At 35.0% G+C, this 20,112-nt stretch carries 12 protein-coding genes and 2 tRNA genes; 5 read left to right on the forward strand and 9 right to left on the reverse strand.

Features of this window, described 5'->3' with window-relative positions:
- Positions 1-498: 498 nt before the first annotated feature.
- The 5 genes from PVV65_RS07280 to PVV65_RS07300 all read right to left on the reverse strand — a co-directional run bounded on the left by PVV65_RS07280 (position 499) and on the right by PVV65_RS07300 (position 6,991).
- Positions 499-1,899, reverse strand: a complete 1,401-nt coding sequence (locus PVV65_RS07280) for an amino acid permease (protein ID WP_273789731.1) — start codon at positions 1,897-1,899, stop codon at positions 499-501.
- An 857-nt stretch (positions 1,900-2,756) separates the two neighbouring features.
- Complete coding sequence (locus tag PVV65_RS07285; RefSeq protein ID WP_273789732.1) at positions 2,757-2,888, reverse strand: hypothetical protein; 132 nt, start codon at positions 2,886-2,888, stop codon at positions 2,757-2,759.
- Between the two features lie 378 nt (positions 2,889-3,266).
- Positions 3,267-3,875, reverse strand: coding sequence for a fumarylacetoacetate hydrolase family protein (locus tag PVV65_RS07290; protein ID WP_273755382.1), 609 nt, complete (start codon positions 3,873-3,875; stop codon positions 3,267-3,269).
- Positions 3,876-4,189: 314 nt separating this feature from the next.
- Positions 4,190-4,396 (reverse strand): NAD(P)-dependent oxidoreductase, encoded by a 207-nt coding sequence (locus tag PVV65_RS07295; protein WP_342752508.1) that lies wholly within the window; start codon positions 4,394-4,396, stop codon positions 4,190-4,192.
- A 1,011-nt stretch (positions 4,397-5,407) separates the two neighbouring features.
- A complete protein-coding gene (locus PVV65_RS07300) occupies positions 5,408-6,991 on the reverse strand; it encodes a TerC family protein (RefSeq protein WP_273755383.1) in 1,584 nt (527 codons plus the stop codon).
- Between the two features lie 449 nt (positions 6,992-7,440).
- Here PVV65_RS07300 and PVV65_RS07305 point away from each other — a divergent pair.
- A tRNA-Lys gene (locus PVV65_RS07305) sits at positions 7,441-7,516 on the forward strand.
- 588 nt (positions 7,517-8,104) lie between these two features.
- On the opposite strand, the gene PVV65_RS07310 is transcribed toward PVV65_RS07305, so the two are convergent.
- From PVV65_RS07310 to secD, 3 genes are all read right to left on the reverse strand, one after another.
- The gene (locus PVV65_RS07310) at positions 8,105-9,058 is read right to left on the reverse strand and encodes a YbhN family protein (RefSeq protein WP_273755384.1); all 954 of its coding nucleotides are present in this window, start codon (positions 9,056-9,058) and stop codon (positions 8,105-8,107) included.
- A 27-nt stretch (positions 9,059-9,085) separates the two neighbouring features.
- Positions 9,086-10,828 carry a YbaL family putative K(+) efflux transporter gene (ybaL, locus tag PVV65_RS07315; protein ID WP_273789733.1) on the reverse strand — a complete coding sequence of 581 codons (1,743 nt, stop codon included), beginning with the start codon at positions 10,826-10,828 and terminating at the stop codon, positions 9,086-9,088.
- A gap of 97 nt (positions 10,829-10,925) precedes the next feature.
- Positions 10,926-13,439 carry a protein translocase subunit SecD gene (secD, locus tag PVV65_RS07320; RefSeq protein WP_273789734.1) on the reverse strand — a complete coding sequence of 838 codons (2,514 nt, stop codon included), beginning with the start codon at positions 13,437-13,439 and terminating at the stop codon, positions 10,926-10,928.
- A 635-nt stretch (positions 13,440-14,074) separates the two neighbouring features.
- Here secD and PVV65_RS07330 point away from each other — a divergent pair.
- From PVV65_RS07330 to PVV65_RS07340, 3 genes are all read left to right on the forward strand, one after another.
- Positions 14,075-16,438, forward strand: coding sequence for a mechanosensitive ion channel domain-containing protein (locus PVV65_RS07330; RefSeq protein WP_273789736.1), 2,364 nt, complete (start codon positions 14,075-14,077; stop codon positions 16,436-16,438).
- Positions 16,432-16,704 (forward strand): hypothetical protein, encoded by a 273-nt coding sequence (locus tag PVV65_RS07335; protein ID WP_273755389.1) that lies wholly within the window; start codon positions 16,432-16,434, stop codon positions 16,702-16,704. The genes PVV65_RS07330 and PVV65_RS07335 overlap by 7 nt, the downstream gene beginning before the upstream one ends.
- Before the next feature lie 579 nt (positions 16,705-17,283).
- Positions 17,284-18,219, forward strand: coding sequence for an outer membrane protein (locus PVV65_RS07340; RefSeq protein ID WP_273789737.1), 936 nt, complete (start codon positions 17,284-17,286; stop codon positions 18,217-18,219).
- A 364-nt stretch (positions 18,220-18,583) separates the two neighbouring features.
- Here the strand turns inward: PVV65_RS07340 and PVV65_RS07345 are convergent.
- Positions 18,584-18,669, reverse strand: a tRNA-Leu gene (locus tag PVV65_RS07345).
- A gap of 147 nt (positions 18,670-18,816) precedes the next feature.
- Here PVV65_RS07345 and ilvA point away from each other — a divergent pair.
- On the forward strand, positions 18,817-20,094 hold the full coding sequence (gene ilvA, locus PVV65_RS07350) for a threonine ammonia-lyase IlvA (protein WP_273755391.1): 1,278 nt from the start codon (positions 18,817-18,819) through the stop codon (positions 20,092-20,094).
- Positions 20,095-20,112 lie beyond the last annotated feature (18 nt).

Raw genomic sequence — 20,112 nt, forward strand, 5'->3', positions numbered from 1 at the left:
CATATTAATATTTTATTTATTATTCATAATAATTGTAATTATTATATAAAATATATTTAAAATAGTTTTTGAAAAATAAGAATTTATAGTTTACTAAAAAAATATTTTTATAGAAAAATTTTACGGATGTTTTAGGTAAAATCTAAATATTTTTTAGTAAACAATGCAGGTGAATTTTATAGAAAATTCTTTACAGAATATCTCGTGTCTTATCCTATTATGCCCTACAACATCGTTGTTTAGAGCAGTGATAAAGCATAGAAAATTTTATACATTAGGTATTTTTAGAATGTGTGGTCAGTATTTAGGGTAGAAGCTGCCCATAGAGCCTTATGGAGGTGAACCATATAAGCGGTTAGCGGCATTTCCCTTAACAGATCAGATTTTTTTACAAAACAGTGCTAGGAGAAATCCTCTTTTTTTGAGGTGTCAAAAGAAGGTTAAGTAAAAAAAAAGAGTAACCTTAGTTACTCTTTTTTGAGACATTTTGTATAGATTTTATTTATTTTTTGGAGCAATTTTTTTTCTTATAAACATAAAATACATTATGCCTAAGAAAATAAACCAGAAGATACTGTATTTTAAAGCTGTGAAGGTATCGTGTTCTAATGTCAACAAATAGAGCATGAAAGCAAAAAATACTAACACAATCCCACATATGATGGTACCACCTGGCATTTTGTAGACGGATTCAGCATGTAAATGAGGGTGATTGCGACGATACACAATATAGCTAATCAAAATAACGGACCATACGAATAAAAATGCAATCGCTGAAATACTTGTCACAATTGTAAAAGCACTTATGATGCTTGGAGATGATGACGCAATTGTGTATCCTACTAAAATACATAGGCAGGAAAAGAACAGAGCATTGGCTGGAACACGGTATTTGGAAAGCTTTCCTAAAATTGGAGGAGCACCTTTTTGTGTTGCAAGCCCGTATATCATGCGGCTAGTTGAAAAAATACCACTATTTGCTGAAGAGGCAGCCGAGGTGAGAACAACAAAATTGACTAAACCAGCAGCTATTGGAATGCCTGCAAGCCAAAACATGGAGACAAAGGGGCTTTTTTCTGGAACAATTTGATTCCAAGGTGTAACGGACATAATTACAGCAAGAGAAAGGATGTAAAAGAGTACAATACGCACTGGTATTGCATTAATTGCTTTAGGGAGAACTTTTTTAGGTTCTTTGACTTCAGCTGCCGTTGTTCCAGCAATTTCGATACCAACAAAAGAAAAAATGGCAATTTGAAATCCAGCAAAAAAACCTGTAATTCCTCTGGGAAATATATCACCGCCATTCCATACATGGTTAAGAGAGGCAACAGTACCATTTGGAGAGGTAAAGCCTGTAGCGATCATATAAAATCCAACAATAACTAATGCTAAAATTGCTACGATTTTGATAAGACCAAACCAGAATTCAAGTTCACCAAAAAACTTTACCGCAAGGAGATTAAGAATTAAAAAGAAACCAATGCAAGCAAAAACAACAATCCATGGATTAAGTGTTGGCCACCAGAAATGCGTATAGTTAATGATAGCTATAATATCTGCAGCTCCAGTCACAACCCAGCTTAGCCAATAGTTCCAGCCAACAAAAAAAGCCATTCCCGGTCCTAGCATATCGGTTGAAAAATCAATAAGAGATCGATATTGCGAATTAGAAAGCAATAATTCTCCCATAGCACGCATGACAAAGTATAGAGCACAACCAATAATCGCATAAACGAGAAGGATTGAAGGACCTGCTACACTAATTGTTTTTCCTGACCCCATGAAGAGTCCTGTTCCAATAGCTCCACCCAGAGCTATAAGTTGTACGTGACGGTTATCGAGGCCACGTTGTAGTTTCTTTTGAGGATCATCTTTTAAATTTTGTTTACAGTTCATTTTTTGGGGGTTCCCTTTGAATTATTTTGAGATTAAATGACACTAAAAAGTATATTTCGTATCGAAGCATGATATAAATGAGGTGTAAAGGAAAAAAACATTTTTTATAATTTTGTGTGGATAAAGAAAAGAGTATGGTTTTGAAAAAAGAGGATGTTTTTCTCTTAAAATAACATAACAGATATTTGAAGAGGGTGCTTTTTATTGTTTTAATAACAGATAAATGGCTCCTAAAAAGGTCTCGATAGATTTCTTTTTTGAAATTATTTCTGAAAATTGTTAGCCTTTTTTATGACTTTATAAAAATTATCATTTATAATCAGTATGTTGTTATTCATAATAGAGAGTGTTTTAATTTTTTCTTAAGTAGCATTATAGAGTTGTCATCTTAGTTTAGGAAAAAGTCTCTAATGATAGAAAATTTAAATGATTTTCTAAAGTCACTTTTTTATTTTTATGATACTATCATAAGTGAAAAGGAGCTCTTTTCTTTTAAAGTGATGAATAAGAGTTTCATTTAGATATTGATAAAATATTGCGAAAAATTCACATTGTTTATATACAAGGTCTTTAGACTATGAGAGAGAAATGCAGCATCATTCAGTTATCCAAAGAACATAAGAAAACACTTGTGATTGTATAAACCTGTTAAAGGTGGAAATATTCATAATGAAAGACAGAATCACGGAAAGATTAGTCTGTTAGCTTTGCGAGCCCTTATCAAAGAGGGAAGTGTTATCCCAAAGAAAATGAAAAAAGAAAATAGTGATAAAACTGTTCCTGTTGCACTATTAATATACTCTTTTCTTTTTTTAAGTGACGCTTGCGAATGATATAAAAATAGTCATTAAAGTAAATCATGCAAAGATGTTGAAGGAATGTATCGTGACAACTTCAAAACCTTTTTGATTACCACCGCCAGACACCAAAAATTTTGGAAAGGCCGTGATATAAGACATGGATATTTTAGGATTGAGTATTTGTGTCATAAAACCATCCATATAGCTGGTAAAACTTCACTTTACCTTCAGTATTTTTTTCGTTTTTTTGTATTATTTCTTTTGAATTTAAGGTGTTAACTCCAGATTTAATCGATTTAACACCCATATATAATAAATAGTAGCCACCCATGAGCTTTACTAAAAAAAGAGCGTTTTGTTGTTGAGAACAATTGCTGATACACTTAATATGGAAAATGTGCCATGCACATATGTTGCTGTACACAATTGTTGCTGTACACAATCCTAAAATGTTAGCAAATGCATTCTTTTTTCCACTGTCGTTGCCTTATCAATGATAAGGTCCATACTCGGTCAAGTGAGATGACTAAAAAAATGAAATGATGAAAAAGGTGAGTATTTGATGATTCATTTGACCTTTATTTCTGAGATTAATGTATCTTTGAGATATAGTTCTATTTCATCAAACTTAGAGAGTTTTCCTACGCCTTTTGGAGTGCCTGTATAGATGATATCATCACGCCTTAGTTGAATGTAGTGACTTAAAAATGATATTATTTTTTCAAAGCTAAAGATCATATTTTTCGTATTGCCAACTTGCCTCGTTTCGCCATTTAGCTTCATTTCAAAAGTTATTGGATCGTTTATTTTTTCCTTTTTTATGAAGTCAGAGACGTATGCGGCGCCTTTAAATCCCTTAGATAAAAGCCAAGGAAGCTTTTTTTCTTTCAGTTTTGTTTGCAAATCTCTAGCTGTGAGATCAAGACCTATTGCTACAGAATCATAACATTCTTCAGCTTCTCTTTCATTGACCATAAAAGTATCCTTTGAGATTCTAAGCACAATTTCAGTTTCAAAATGTATTTCTTCAGAAAAATTAGGAAGATTAATTTGATTTCCTAAGATGAGTGAGCTGTTCGGCTTGCTAAATATAACAGGTTCATCTTCAACAACATTACCTAGTTCATAGGCATGTTCCACATAATTACGTCCAACGCAGTAAATATTATTAATCATAGGAAACTCTCAAGCTTTTCTTTTCTTCTTGTATAGAAAAGATATTACTATGGAAACAATATTTTTCCTTATATAGATCTGTAAGTTTTGTAAAAATATGTATTATGTGGATTAATGATCAATCTTGAGGATAACAAGCCAGTATTGTCTCTCCAAGCTTTAATAAGAGGATGGTCATTTAGTGGGGCCACAGGGAGAACATCAAGGAATGCTTGAAATTCATGATTTTCGCTTGGATGTTTTTTTAAGGAATCAAAATCGCTGAGGATTTTATTCTTTACGGTGTTCACTAAGATAGTGTTTTTCTTCATCTGTTAAAGGAATTCTAAATTAATCATTCTTATTGTTTTGTTTGTAAGAGGACAGTGTAGGGATACCACATCAGACTTTTCTAGAAGGGTATTCATATCTTCTAAGAGTTTGAAGATGAGTGATTTAGCGTGCTCCTCATCAATATATGGATCATAGATAAGAATCTCGAATCCAAAAGGCCTTAAGCGTTCTAGTGTTGCTTTCCTTATTTTTTTTGAATTCGGTCAACTCAATGATTTTATGCTTTGGACGGAATGTTTTAAGATTGTTTTCTTGCCATATTTTTTGCTAAATCATTATGTCTGGACACTTGCCTGCATCCTTCCAAAATCATTGTTAATGCAGTGTCAGCTACTTCATCTACAGTAAAAAGGATATCCGCAAATTTAGCACTGTGTTTTTAAACTCTTCGTAATTTACTTGATCTTCATAACCGATACCAAATTTTACTGCTATTTCACATTTACGCAATTTTTTGGCTGTTTTCTCTGTTATTTTTGCATGCCAGATCAATAAGGCATCAATTTCTAAAGCTTTTTTCATTATTTATTGATAAAATTGCAGATGCTGAATGGTGTATTTCCAATTCATTGAGTCGTATACTCTCTTAGTTTTCTTTCAAAACGATCTCTTTTATTTTACTTCTGTTTTCGTCATAAATATATGATTTGCTATCTTCAATATTATATCTGTCGATCTTTATAAATCTCTTCAGGTGTGCAATTTCCTTGTATTCCTTTTTTAGCTACATATACAATAACTTTGCCAATTATCGAAAAAAAGATAAGGAATAGCTCCTTAAGAAATATAAAAAAATCTCAAATTTTATAGAAAATAGGGTGTTGCTCAAAGCTTGCCTTCATCAGTTAAGTGAATGCATTAATGATGGTAGTTTAATGTTTAAAAAAGCTTTTTTGATATGAAGATGACAGGATGTTTTAATAAAGAAATAATAAATAATTATTATGCATCAATATGTTGTATAAAATTATCATTTTTAAGATTAATTTTACCAATATAATTTACGCACCATTTTTCCTTTTAGTGCTCTTCACAAATCATCAATAAAACTTTTTTGTACTAAAAATTCATTGATAACTTAATTTTTTTATATTCATTCTTTCACGTTTTAAAAATATAAAGTAAGGGCAATAGAATTAAGCTATCAATTTTCTATTCTTTTCACTTTCTCATCATGAAGAAAAATCTTTTTACTTATCTTATGGATCAAAAGAAGTAGCTTTTTCTGGTAACACAAGTGGAGAAATAAGGATTTTAGATATGTTTCGGCGTTCCATTTCAATCACTTTAAAGCGTAAACCTTCCGTTTCAAAACTTTCTCCTTCATTCGGCAAATGACCAAATTGCCAAAGCATAAAGCCTGCTAGAGTCGTATAACGGTCTGCCTCATCAACAAGATTTCGTCCAAGATAACCACTTAAACGACGGATATCAGCATATCCCTCTACAAGAAGGCTGCCATTTTCAAGTTGTTCTGCGATCATGAGTTCTTCATCGTCATCAGGAAAATCTCCTGCAATAGCTTCAAGAATATCAGTTGGTGTTGCAATACCTTCAAAAGAACCATGCTCATCAACAATAATTGCAAGTTGAATCGAAGAATGACGTAATTGTTCCATTAATCGTAAAACACTTGTGTTTTCATGAACAACAAGCGGTTCTCGCATCGCTTTTTTCCAATTAATCTTTTTACCCTCAGCCAGATTTAAAAGAAGATCTTTTGTTAACGCGACGCCAACAAACTCATCCACTTTTTCACGCGCAAGAATTAAACGGCTATGTTTAACATTTTGTAATTCTTCACGCATTTCATTTTCATTAGCATTTAAATCTAACCACTCAATTTCATTGCGCGGCGACATGATAGAGCGAACAGGACGATCTGCTAAATCGAGAACTCCACGAATCATCTCTTTTTCTTCTGGTCTAAATAACTCAGAAGCTGCGGCTTGTTCAGCAATGACATCTACAGTTTCAGCAAGATGACTATCTTTATTTCCCCCTCCTAAGAGCCTTAAAACAGCATCAGCTGTTCTACTGCGTAGATCATTCGTCGTAATCATCTTTTCACGGTTACGACGTCCAATTTGATTAAAAGCTTCGATGAGAACAGAAAAACCAATAGCAGCATACAAATACCCTTTGGGAATATGAAAACCGAACCCTTCAACAATGAGCGTAAAACCAATCATCATCAAAAATCCAAGACAAAGGATGACAATGGTGGGATGACGATTAATAAAACGCATAAGAGAGCCTGAGCCATACATCATGACTCCCATCGCAGTAATGACCGCAATGTACATAACTGCTGCTTGCTCTTTTGCAATCATACCTGTTGCGGTGATAATACTATCGAGTGAAAAAACGGCATCCAACACCACGACTTGAACAATTACTTGCCAAAAAACAGCATAAGCAACGCCTGTTTTTCTTTCATGAGATACCCCTTCTAACCTTTCATGTAATTCTAACGTTCCTTTTGCTAGCAAAAAGGCTCCACCCCCAATTAAAATAAAGCTATGCCAACTAAAGACAAAGGATGAAAGTGAAAGAATGACCGTATCGAGTCTCATAACCCAGCCAATAACTGTAAGAAGAAAAAGCCGCATGATTAGTGCTAAAGTAAGACCTATCAAGCGTGCTCGATCACGCAAATGTAGTGGCAATTTTTCAGCTAAAATTGCAATAAAGATAAGGTTATCTATTCCTAAAACAATTTCGAGGAAAACCAACGTGACTAAACCAAACCACGCATGGGGATCTGTGATCCATTCCATCATTTCTCACCTTTTAAAAGCTTAAAAGCGCGCGATTGACAAAAAAATCATGGGCTTTTATTCGCATATTGGATCATGAATTTTGAATGTAAAAAAACTTACATTCAAGAGAAAAATAGAAAATATTGCTTAAACACATATGATTTTAAACGCATATGATTATTAATAAAATAAAACAACGCCCCATTCCGCTGACAATGACAAGAAGGTTCCTCTAAATTTTGCTCGGGCATTATGCTCGATAATCCTCCAATTATAGATTCTGTATAACAATCAGAATATTTATTTATAGAGCTTATTATAATGGGTTTATTTTTGTATAAGATCAAGTGGTCAATAGCATATTTTAAACCCTACAGACAATGAGGCTGTATAAAAAACAATAAAATATCTAGACATCCCCCCTTAGGAGCGTTATAGAAACGCTCATTCTTATCTTTTGGGAAGCTTATGGGTGATTAGCTCAGTCGGTAGAGCAGCTGACTCTTAATCAGCGGGTCGTGGGTTCGATCCCCTCATCACCCACCATTTATTTTATATTATAAATAATTTATTGATTGCGTGAAATCTTTTTTAAGATATAAGGGGTTCAGTGGAATTGGGGAGAAGGAAAAAGCCTACACCACACACTTTACTCGTCCCAATATTATACCTCTTGTCCTTGAAATGGTTTAGAAGAGGTATTTTAATTCTTTCTTGTACAGTTTCACGTCACACGGTTCTTCCTGCTTATAACATGCAAAAGACATGGTTTTGATTGATTCAACGTGGCAGAGATTTGAAATGAGAGAATCTTACGGTATTCAAGGTTCTCATTCACCTTGAATAATGATAAATTATAGTTATAAATCAACATGCTGTATGTTATGGAAACGATTGTTTTCTACACGGGTAGATATTTTCAAGTTTATGGAATTTCTTTGAAGAAAAATAGATAAATATTTCTCTGTTTTTTTAGAATAAGTCTCTTATAAAGATAAAGAAAGCGTTTCAGGTTCGAAGGTAAAAAAGATAAATAAAAACAATGATTATATTAATTTACAGATGCAACATGAACCTCGATATGATCCTATCATTTATAGGTATACACCAAAGAAGCCATTGATAGCCTTTTACTTATTTAGGAGGTATTTTGGGGGCTCTTTTCCAATATTGTTGTGCTTCAAAAATGGCGACCACAAATAACGAAATGATGAGTGGTATAATCAAATAAAGTATTCTAAAGACAATAAGTGCTGCGATAACATCGGTTGGATCTATACTCGGCATACCTGTTATGAAGAGCGCTTCAAGAACGCCTACACCTCCTGCAGGTGCATTGGAGAGAAGTGTTATCGTAAAAGATGCTAGGAAAACACCAAGAACAGAAATAAAATGAATATCTGCATTGTAGGGGAGAACAGCATATATAATTCCTGCTGCGCCTAAAAGCTCTAGAGGGCTAATAAGGAGCTGTTGAATAACAATTTTTAGCTGTGGATAGGAAAGCTGAATTTTCTTGCCCAAGCGTAAGGGCTTCAATTGAAGCCAACTCCCAAACGTATAAAGTGCTATGCAACTAAGTAAAATTGCTCCAACTGTCGTTCCTAGCCATTCAGGAAGCTCTTCATGAATGAGGGTGATAATTTCGGGTTGCAAAACCAAAACAATCCCCAACAGTAAGATTGTACCGATGACAAAAGTAAAAGAACAAAAACCTACCAATATGGCGATTTCTGTTCCATTTAACCCTTTCATTTTATAGGCCCGATAACGCACAACGGCACCAGAAAAAACTGAAGCACCAATATTATGTGAAAGAGCATAAGTTGTAAATGAACAGATGGCGATAAAAATCCAAGAAATTTTATGGCCTAGATGTTGCAAAGCGATACGATCATATCCAGCAAGAGCAGCATAAGCAAGCAGAGAACATAAACAGGCTAATAACCAGTGTTGTATATTTAAATCGCTCAAGCGTTCCAATACGTCTCCGAACGAAATGGCAGAGAGCTTTATATAAAGAATCCGAACAGATATCAGCATTGCTAAGATACCAATTAAGGGCCATATAAATTGCTTTATTTTCACGCTTCTTTATCCATGTTATGTTTTCTATCAATTTTCATGATTATGCATATTCTTCACAGACCTTTGTTCTGTTATATGCTCTATAATGCCATTGGCAATTTCTTCATCATCCGTTACTACAACATCAGCCCCTAAATCAATGAGATAAGCTGTTTCTGTGTCAGATAATGCATGTGTGATTATCTGGATATCCTTCTGCATATCACGTATATTCACGATACATTCTCCGACTTCAATGGTACTTCGCATTGTAATAACAACTTTATGTGCATGATTTATATTGGCTGCGTTCATTACTTCTTGTTGAATAATATTGCCACAAATAACCTCAAAGCCATCGGCAATTGCTTTATCAGCGAGGCGTTTTGATTCTTCCACAATTACTATGGGTTGATCTCTATTTATTAAAGATAATGCAATACATTGACCAATACGACTATAGCCAATAATGACGATATGGTCGTTTTTTAAGGTCATTATTGGTAAAAAATCTTGGTCAGGATCTTGAGGATCAATATCAATAATTGTTTGGGTATTTTGTGAAGAGACAGAAATTTTTTCTAGACGTTTTTTTATTTTGTTACAGGCAATGAAAACGAGAGGATTGAGCAAAATAGAAAAAATTGCTCCTCCAAGAATTAAATCATGGGCATCATTGTTTAAAAGTCCTAAGCTTAGACTTAAACCAGCAAGGATAAAGGAAAATTCTCCGATTTGGGCAAGGCTTGCAGCAATCGTTAAAGCCGTTGCGTTTGAATAGCGAAAAGCTTTAACGATGAAAAAAGCGACAGCAGATTTTCCAATGACGATAATGAATAAGGTTGCTAAGAGAGGAAAAAAATGAGTTAAGAGCTTTGCTGGATCAAATAGCATGCCTACAGAAACAAAAAAGAGAACAGAAAAGGCATCGCGCAGGGGTAAAGATTCTTCAGCAGCATGGTGACTTAATTCTGATTCGCTCATAACCATGCCGGCAAAAAAAGCACCAAGAGAAAGAGAAACACCAAATAAATGAGCGGCTCCAAATGCTACACCTAGGGCAATAGCAAAGACGCTGAGACGGAATAATTCGCGTGATCCCGATTGTGCGCTCATTTTTAAAAGCCATGGTATAACACGCCGCCCAATGATAAGCATCAATGCGATAAATATAATGACTTTCAGGATGGTGAAACCAAAAACACCCCAAATACTTAAATCCAACCATCGAATAAGAGGATCCAATGCTTCTTTGTTTGTATGGTTGAGGGTGCTTGCCAAGGAGGGAATGAGGACAAGTATAAGGACCATTGCTAAATCTTCAATAATCAACCATCCAATAGCAATGCGGCCTTTTTCTGTTTCAATAAGATGACGCTCTTGTAAAGCACGTAACAGGATAACAGTACTTGCTATGGATAAAGCAAGTCCGAAGATCAAACTCCCGCTAAAGCCCCAACCCATAATCAAACCAAAGCATAAGCCTAGAAAAGTAGAAAATGCCATTTGGGCAATAGCAGCGGGGACAGCAATGGCTTTGACAGATAAAAGGTCTTTTAAGGAAAAATGTAACCCAACACCAAACATGAGTAAAATAATACCAATTTCAGCAAGTTGATTGATAATAACGGAATCTATTTTAAATCCGCCTGTATTGGGCCCCACAATAACACCAGCTAACAAATAGCCCACAAGGGGTGAAATCCGCAAACGGCTAGCAATCATTCCCAAAAGAAATGCTAAACATAAACCGGCAACAATGGTTGTGATAAGTGGTGTATCGTGGAGCATGAATTATTTACTATTCTTGATCAAAAAGCGAATGAATGAGAATACCTCTTTCTTCGAGAAGTGAGGAATGATGTATCATATGCATCAAAGGACATTTTCATTTCTCCTTAGTGTTTACACGATTATTTCGTTCACGCCACCAATTTCCTAGCAGGAGTAAAATAGGAGCAGCAATAAAGATAGAAGATGATGTTGCAATAATAACCCCAAAAACCATAGGCAATGCAAAATTATGAACGGCACTTCCACCCCATATCGCCATAGGAAGCATAGCAAGAATTGTTGTGGCTGATGTAAAAAAGCAACGGATAAGAACTTGATTAATTGACAGATCAATCAGTTCGCGTAACGGCATTTTTTTATAAAGGCGTATATTTTCGCGCATGCGATCATAAACAACAACCTTATCATTTATAGAATAACCAACAATCGTTAGCAGAGCGGCGATGGCTGTTAAATTGAAATCAAATTGGAATAAAGCAAAAAAACCAATCATTTTGGTAGTATCTAAAATAAGCGTTATAATTGCACCAACTGCAAAGAACCATTCAAAGCGTAACCATATATAAAGAGTCATGGCAATCGCTGCGAGAATAACAGCAGTAAAAGCAGCTGTAGCAAGTTCACCTGAAATTTTAGGGCCAACAACTTCTATTTGATCAAATGTGGTATCAGGATAGATATTTTGTACAGCCGTTTTAACCTTATCAATAGCGATGGTTTGTTGGGCTTCGCTCCCATTTTGTTTCTGCATGCGAATGAGTACGGTATTTTCGTTATCGATATTTTGCAGAGTAATTTCACCAATATTAAGGGTAGAAAGCTTGGAACGCAGGGTTGCTAGGTCTGCTGGTACTTTCGTGGTAATACTCATTTGGCTACCGCCAATAAAATCAATTCCGAAATTCAAGCCAGGTTTAAAAAACAAAAAAACTGAAGCTATTGATAAAATAATTGAGACGCCAATTCCAATAAATCTCGCTTTCATAAAATGGAAAGTTGTATTTTGGGGGAGAATGTTGAAAGCAGAATAAATATGCAATTTTTTAATTTTCCATTTACGAACAATCCAAATCATCATGATACGTACAATGGTTATATTTGTGAACATGGAGATGATAATACCAAGCAACATGGTTACGGCAAAACCACGAACGGGACCGGTACCAAACCAAAAGAGTAAAACAGTCGCTATAATTGCCGTGACATTCGCATCAACAATGGTTGCAAAAGCCTGTTTAAAACCACGATCTAGGGCTGCAAAAGCACTCACACCTTTTCGACTTTCTTCACGGATACGTTCATTGATGAGAATATTCGCATCAACGGCAATACCGATGCCTAAGATAATACCAGCAATACCAGGCAGGGTTAGTGTTGCACCGAGGAGACTGAGGGCTGCAAATGTTAAAATCGTGTGGAGTGCTAGGGCTATATTGGCAATGAGCCCCCAAATTCGGTAGAGGAGAAAAATAAAAAATGTAACAAGCATAAAGCCAATTATGCCGGTGTAAAGCCCCATTTGTATGGCGTCAGCACCAAGATTGGGACCTACAGTTCTCTCTTCAATTACGGTGAGGGGGGCAGGCAGGGAACCAGCGCGGAGCAAAGCAGCCAGAGTTGAGGCTTCTTTTGGATCAAAGTTTCCTGTAATTTGCCCTTGTCCGTTAGGGATGACACTATTGATGGTAGGAGCGGTCAAAACTTTGTTATCAAGAACGATAGCAAAAGGACGATTAATATTTTGTCGTGTTATATCGGCAAATATTTTTGCACCAGCAGAATCTAGTGTAAATGAAATAATAGAACGTCCTGGTATTTGCGGGTCAAAACCAGCGCGGGCATCTTTAAGAACATTTCCATCTAAGGCAATTTGATCATAAATTGCATAATGTTGTGTTTCATCAGTATATCCAGGAAGAATGGAAACACCTATAGGGGGATTATTGAGATCCACATTAGAGGGAACAAGGTGAAAACTCATCTTAGCGGTCGTGCCTAAAAGATCTCGCAGTTGTTTTGGATCTTGTAAGCCGGGCAATTGGACCATAATACGATCATTTCCAACCTTTTGGATCGCTGGTTCTGAAACACCAACTTGATCGATACGGCGACGGATGATTTCTAAACTTTGTTCAATGGCGTTGCTTACACGATCTTTTATACCGGCTTCCGTTAACGTGACACGGAGTATTTCATTTTGAGCACTAATGGTGATGTTATGTTCTGTTGTCCCAAAACTACTGTGTATGGGGGTTATTAATGTTTTTAAGGCTGAGAGAGCTTTTTCAGTTTGTGATGCATCAGAAATAAGGGCAACAACGCTATCTTCGATGATACGAACACTTGAGGTACGGATTTGTTTTTCACGCAACGCATTGCGCACATTGCTTAAAACGGTGTGTAATTGATCACGTTTTAATGTTTTGCTATCAACCTCGAGCAGGAGAGAAGAGCCTCCTTGAAGATCAAGACCAAGAGCTACACGGGTGTCAGGTAAGAATTTTGAACTTTTAACCTGTTCTTGCGAAAATAAATTAGGCAAGGCAACATAAATGCTGCTTAAAAGAATCAAACAATAAAAAGTGGTTAACCAACTAGGTGTACGCATGATATATTCCGCTAATAGGCAATCTAATAGTTATAAAAATGGAAGACAAAAACGATATCAGAAGATCGTTGCATAATTCAAGCAAAAGGGGGGAGCACGTTTATTGGCAAAATATTGCATTTGAATATGCCTAAATTGTCTACAAAAAATTATGCTCGTTATTAAAAAGAGATTCAATACTAGAATATTCTGAATAATATTTATAGGTAGAATGGAATTTCTATAAAGTGTTACAAACTTTTTGTTTTCGGTTGTTGTAACATTCAAGTGAATACATTCGTTTTGTGGATCAAGTGTGTTCGTTCTCACTATGTTATTTGCTTGGGATTGCTTGCTTAAACAAACTAGCTTTTCTAGGTTGCTCGTCAATAATACGCTAAAGCTGGACAGGAGCAGCCAGGTCGTAAAAGAGAGAAAATTTTCTTTTTTGCAATAAAAGTGCAAAAAGAGCATGTTAGAATGCCTCCGTTATCTTCTTAAGCTTCATAAGCCTATCGTTATCCTTTTTCTTTATTATCAGTATTATGGGAGAAGGAAAAGCTTTTATAAGCTTATTCTATAAAAGTTGAAAATATTTATTCTATGCCATATTTTTAGGAGGGGTATAGATTCCTCTTTATACATCTAAGGCAGACATGTATTCATTTTTTAGAAAAAAATTACGCGTCCTTTTCTTTATTTTTGGATTCATTGTTGCATTCAGTTGTTGTGCAGGGGGGAGCTTTGAATCGCAAAATGCGATCATTGGACAAGGAGATACTTCTTATTCCATTGATGAAATTATTCAACAACAACAGCATCTTATTAAGACTCTTGAACAAAATACAGAAACTTTACAAAAAGAATTTGAAAATAAATTAGAGGATGAACGGGCTTTGGTGGAGCTGCGGTTACGCGCACAAGATATCAGTAAACGTGCCCTAGAAGCAGCCTTTGTTTTGCGTGCTCCTCTTAATGATATTAATGCACTTCTTGATCAATTGGAGGAGCTTCATGATGATTTGAAAAAAACAGTGGATGAGCGCTCTCAATTGATGGAGAAAAAAGCTGAAATTAATAGTATAGTTCTTCGATTTGAAGCAATCTTTTTGGCTACAAATAGAATAGTTGAACTTGCTATTTCTCAATCTCGAGAGCTTTTTAAACGCACACTTACACATAGGCTTGAGTTTTCAATGCCTATGGTCAAACATCTTGCCCAAAAAACCAAAGAGGCTGCATCTGATTTTCTTTTGTTGTTGAGTTCATGGTGGAATTTTGTATTTTATTTCAAATTGTTAGATCTGTTTCTTTGTTTTTTGATTCCACTTTTTATTGCTTTAGGGCTTTTTTATTTTTCTCGCAAAATTCTGGCGCATGTGCGCTGTCATTTGATGAAGAGTAATGAAGAAATATCTTATTTACAACGCTTATTGGTTGCTTTTATTTCAGTTCTTCTTCCTTCACTTATATGTGTTGTTTGTGTCTATCTTATATTATTTTTGTTCGATAGTTTTGGTTTGGATCCAGGAAAACTCACAACGGTATTTGAGACGATAGGATATCAAATCGTATTCGTTTTTTTAATCAATCGCTTAGCAGTTGTTCTTTTAGAATCGAATAAGATCCGCGCGAATCTTTTCAATATTATACCGTCTGCAGCATATCAACTGGTGGTTTTAGTTACTTTTTTAGGTGGAGTTTTGGCATTTGATGCTGTTTTCGATAGTATTTATCAAATTATTTCCGCCTCTCTTTCTTTGACGATTGCGAAAAGTTTTATTACTGTTTTTCTTGTCGCGATATTGCTGTTTATTATCTCATTTATACCTTTACGCATTAGACGTGGGATCGCTCAAGGGAAAGAAGAGCCACGTTTTTGGCCATTTTATATACGTATTCCTCTCATTGTGTTGGGAATATTGCTGATTGTCATGAATTGTTTGGGTTATGTTGGCCTAGCACGTTTTATTGTGCAGCAGATCATAATTGGTGGAGCGTTTTTAGTTCTCATGTATTTGGGAATACAAAGTGCTCAAGCACTTGGAACTAAAGGACAATTTATGAAAACAAGCCTTGGTCATACTCTGATGCATCGGCTGCATTTAGATGAGAAAACAATGAATCAATTGGGGGGAATTTTGAGTATTTTTCTCAGTTTGGTCGTCGTTGTATTTTGTGCAATGCCAATTGCTGTACAATTCGGATTTTCATATTCTGATTTAAATGCGGTGTTCTGGCAGTTAATGACGGGCTTTCAAATTGGAAATGTATTCATTTCTTTAACTTCTCTTGTAACTGGAATTGTTGCTTTCTTTATTTGTTGGTTTCTCATCCGACAAATTATCGGTTGGTTAGATGGAACTGTATTAGAGCATGGGGAATTTGATTCTGGAGTTCGTAATTCTATCAAAACAGTCATCGGTTATAGTGGTATTGTCGTGTCGGCTTTGATAGGAATATCAATGGCCGGTTTTGATCTTAAAAATTTTGCGCTTATTGCTGGTGGGCTATCGCTTGGTATTGGGTTTGGATTGCAAAATATTGTGCAAAATTTTGTATCTGGACTTATTATTCTGATCGGAAGACCATTTAAAATCGGAGATTATGTGGAATCTGGATCTGTGGGTGGTATTGTTAAACGTATCAGTGTGCGCGCGACGGAACTTGAAACATTGCAGCGTAAAACGATTATTATTCCTAATTCAAGTTTGATTAATAACAATGTTAGTAATTGGACTAGGCAGAGTAAAATGGGGCGAATTGATATTCCCGTTGCCGTTTCTGCCAATATTGCTCCAGAGCGTGTTGTTGAAATTTTGCTAGAGATTGCTTCTACAACAGAAGGAGTTTTAAAAAACCCAGCTCCACAGGTGAGTTTTACTGCATTTGATAGTAAAAAATTTTCATTTAATTTAGCTATTTATGTTCCTAATATTACTTCACCAACTAAAGTCACAAATGTTCTTCGCTTTGTATTATATAAGCGTTTTGTTGAGGAAGGAATCCTAGAATGCTAAAATATATTCATGTTTTTATAGCAGCTGTGCTATGGGATAGTTTTGCCATGACAACTTTTGCAGCAACGGTGAAAAATACTGATGCAAAAGTGCAATCTCTTATCATTGTTGAAGGGAGTATACCTTTAAATATATCGTTGAGTTCTCAGCAAACAGTTACAATTTGTATGAAAGGATGCTTTATCACTTTTCCTAATAAAGACCGTTTTGTAATAAAGGCAGATGATAATATAGAAATTAGTAGGGGAAGGGCAATTTTTAAATAAAAAGATTAAAAACTTTTTTGGAGACAAGTTTTAGAAGGATAATAAACTTGCATATGCTCACCATCTTACCTTTTGAAAAGTGATAGAAAAAGGCGATGATTTTGTGTAAGATAGGTGTTATTTAATAATTATAATAGATAATCTATAGTATTTATTATAAATATAAAATATTGATTTATATTTATAATAGTTTTTAAATATTTATTTTATAAAAATTATTACATCATTTTAAGCAATTTTAATAATTTATCTCATTAAAAAAGATATCAAAATATTCTTTTTGTGTTTTTTAGTGAGATATTTTTAATGCAAAATGTTTTATGTTTTTTATTTTAAAATATATAATAGATTTTTTTATTAAATATTTGTTATATTAATTATTTAAATATAATATATTTAAATTTATTAAAATTTATTTGCCAAACTTAAATTTTGATGTAATGATGTATTTATATGGTTATTATTTTAAATGTAACTATAAAGGAGTACATGTGATTTTTTGGTATAAATTTTATAAAACTTTGTTTTTCTAAATGTAAATTTTGATTATATTTAAATTTAGCAATGGGGTATAATTTTATGAATACAAAATTTCTAACAGCATCTGTTTTTTCTTTTATTTCACCTTCTATAGTACAGTCTGCCGATGTGGTGGCGCGAGAAGAGCCTGTACATCCAGTACATGTTGCTTCAGAAATTGTTTCTTCGTCACCTTTTTCTTGGGCAGGTTTTTATTTCGGAGGTCAAATTGGTGGCTTTTCAAGTAAAGCTTCTGCAACAACGCGTGATGTTAATATTCCTCTCTATCCGGATGAGGAGAGTAAAAGTAAGCCATGGGTCCCCGTTGAAAAACAGTATATGCCTGACCTTTCTGGGTTTGTAGGTGGTTTATATGCAGGTATTAATTTTGATGTTGGTAATAATTTGGTTGTTGGACTTGATACGGATATCATTTTAACGGAAAAAAAGGATACAAAAACGAAATTTCAAGCTGATAAATCAGGTGCTGGTGGATCGGGTACTGAAGGAACTGAGTCTAGTGGATCGGGTACTGATACTGAAGGTACAGAAGATGGAAAAGAAAAAAAGGCTAAATTTTCCAGTGGATCTGGGAGAGGTGTTCTTCGATCTGATCCAGAGGATAAAGAAGAGAAAAATAGTTTAACTTTTAATCATACTTTAAAACAAAAATGGACGGGTGCTACACGGGTACGTTTTGGGTTTTCTGCTGGTCGGGTAATGCCTTATATTGCTGGTGGTGTCGCTTATGGACAGTTTGAAGATATTTTATCGACAGTTATTACAGGAGAGGAGCCCTTCAGTAAGACACATGATGCTACAAAAACGATGATGGGTTATACGCTTGGTGGTGGTATTGATTTTGCGATGACAGATAATCTTGTTGTACGTGCAGAATATCGTTACTCGGATTTTGGTAAAAAGAAATTTAAAGATGAGATTGAAGTTAAGTATAAGACGAATGACTTTCGTGCAGGAATAGCTTATAAATTCTAGTTTTTGTGGAAATCAAGAAGCTCCAGTCAAGAGGTCCTATCTTTAAATAGGACCTTTATCTTTTGAAATTTTATGCATAGTAAATGCTGTTTCATGATAAAGAAATAGATCTCTTTGGTTTTGAGTAATGAGGAGAGGGGGTAAAGAAGTGTTACTCAGATTCTTAATTATTAAGAATTAAATTTCTTTAATTCATAAAGTATGGCCTGAATATTTATTTGCAGAGAAGGGGAGATTCTCTTTTCGCATTATTACAGTTTCATTTTATATCCTTATGATGAGGTTTCAAAAGGTGGTTTAGAAAACCTTTTAATTTTTTTATTTTCAATAACTTACTGAAAAATAAGGGAAAATCTAAATGTTCTGGTGCGGACGGCGGGACTTGAACCCGCAAGGTCTTCGACCGGCAGATTTTAAGTCTGCTATGTTTACCGTTTTCATCACGTCCGCAATGAGAGTTCTCTCATAAGCTATATCTTTTATTGAATCAAGAATTAATAACAAAAGAAAAAGAATTCATTTTTTTCGTGAAATTTTGACTGACAATGGTTTTCTTTATCGCTAGAAAAAGCCTGTATAATATAAACAAAGTATGAAATGATCACTGTTATGAGTAAATTTATTCAAGACGTTACAAAAGCTATGGCGGGATTGCATCACGTGTTTGCTGAAACTCCCCTTCAAAGAAATGATTTTCTAAGCCAAAAATATGATGCAGAAATTTATTTGAAGCGTGAAGATTTAACACCAGTACGGTCTTATAAGATTCGTGGTGCTTTCAATTTTGTTTCAGAAATGCTGAGCAGTATATCTTCAGATTCGGCATTTGTGTGTGCTTCAGCAGGGAATCACGCACAAGGGGTTTCTTTTGTTTGTCGTTATTTTAAACGTAAAGGTGTGATTTTTATGCCCATGACAACGCCACAACAAAAAATTGAGAAGACACGTATTTTTGGTGAAGAGTTTATTGATATTCGTTTGGTTGGTGAAACATTTGATCAATGTTATGAAGCTGCGCAATCTTTTGTGGTGGAGAACGGTGGTGTGATGGCTCCTCCGTTTGATGATATTCGCATTATTACGGGGCAAGCGACAGTGCTCTGCGAAGCTGCTTTGCAATGGAAAAAACTCAATGGAGAAAGTGAGCCGGATTTAATGATTGTGCCGGTAGGGGGAGGTGGTTTGGCAAGTGGGGTGAGCAAGTTTTTAGGGGAATATGGTTGGAACACAAAGCTTCGTTTTGTTGAGCCCCAAAGAGCTGCAAGCTTACTTGCTTGCCTGGAGAGTGGAAAACGGGTTAAACTTGACAATATTGATACTTTTGTAGATGGGGCTGCGGTGGCTGAAATTGGTGCGCTAAACTATACCATTTTAAAGCAATTTTCTCCTGATTGTGTCATTACAGTTCCTGAAAATCGTGTTTGTTCTACGATGGTTGAAATGCTTAATGTAGAAGGTGTGGTTCTTGAACCGGCTGGTGCTTTATCAATTGATGCGCTTAACAGTATTTCACCTCAAGAGTTAAAGGGTAAAAAAATTCTACTCGTTATTTCAGGAGGTAATTTTGATTTTGAGCGTTTGCCAGAGATTAAAGAACGTTCTTTACGTTTCCAAGGCTTGAGAAAATATTTTATTTTTAGTTTTCCACAGCATCCTGGTGCATTACGTCATTTTCTATCCACATTATCACCCGATGATGATATTGTGCGTTTTGAATATTTTAAAAAGTCAGCGAGAAACTTTGGCTCTGTATTGGTTGCAATTGAAACAAAAAAATACGATAATTTTCGTCTCTTAGAGGAAAAATTTCAAGCGTTAGGTTGGCGCTATCGTGATATTACAGATGATCAAACATTATTTGATTTTGTTATTTAAAAAATTGAAATTTTACTA

The organism is Bartonella sp. ML70XJBT, from assembly GCF_028618425.1.
Taxonomy (GTDB): Bacteria; Pseudomonadota; Alphaproteobacteria; order Rhizobiales; family Rhizobiaceae; genus Bartonella.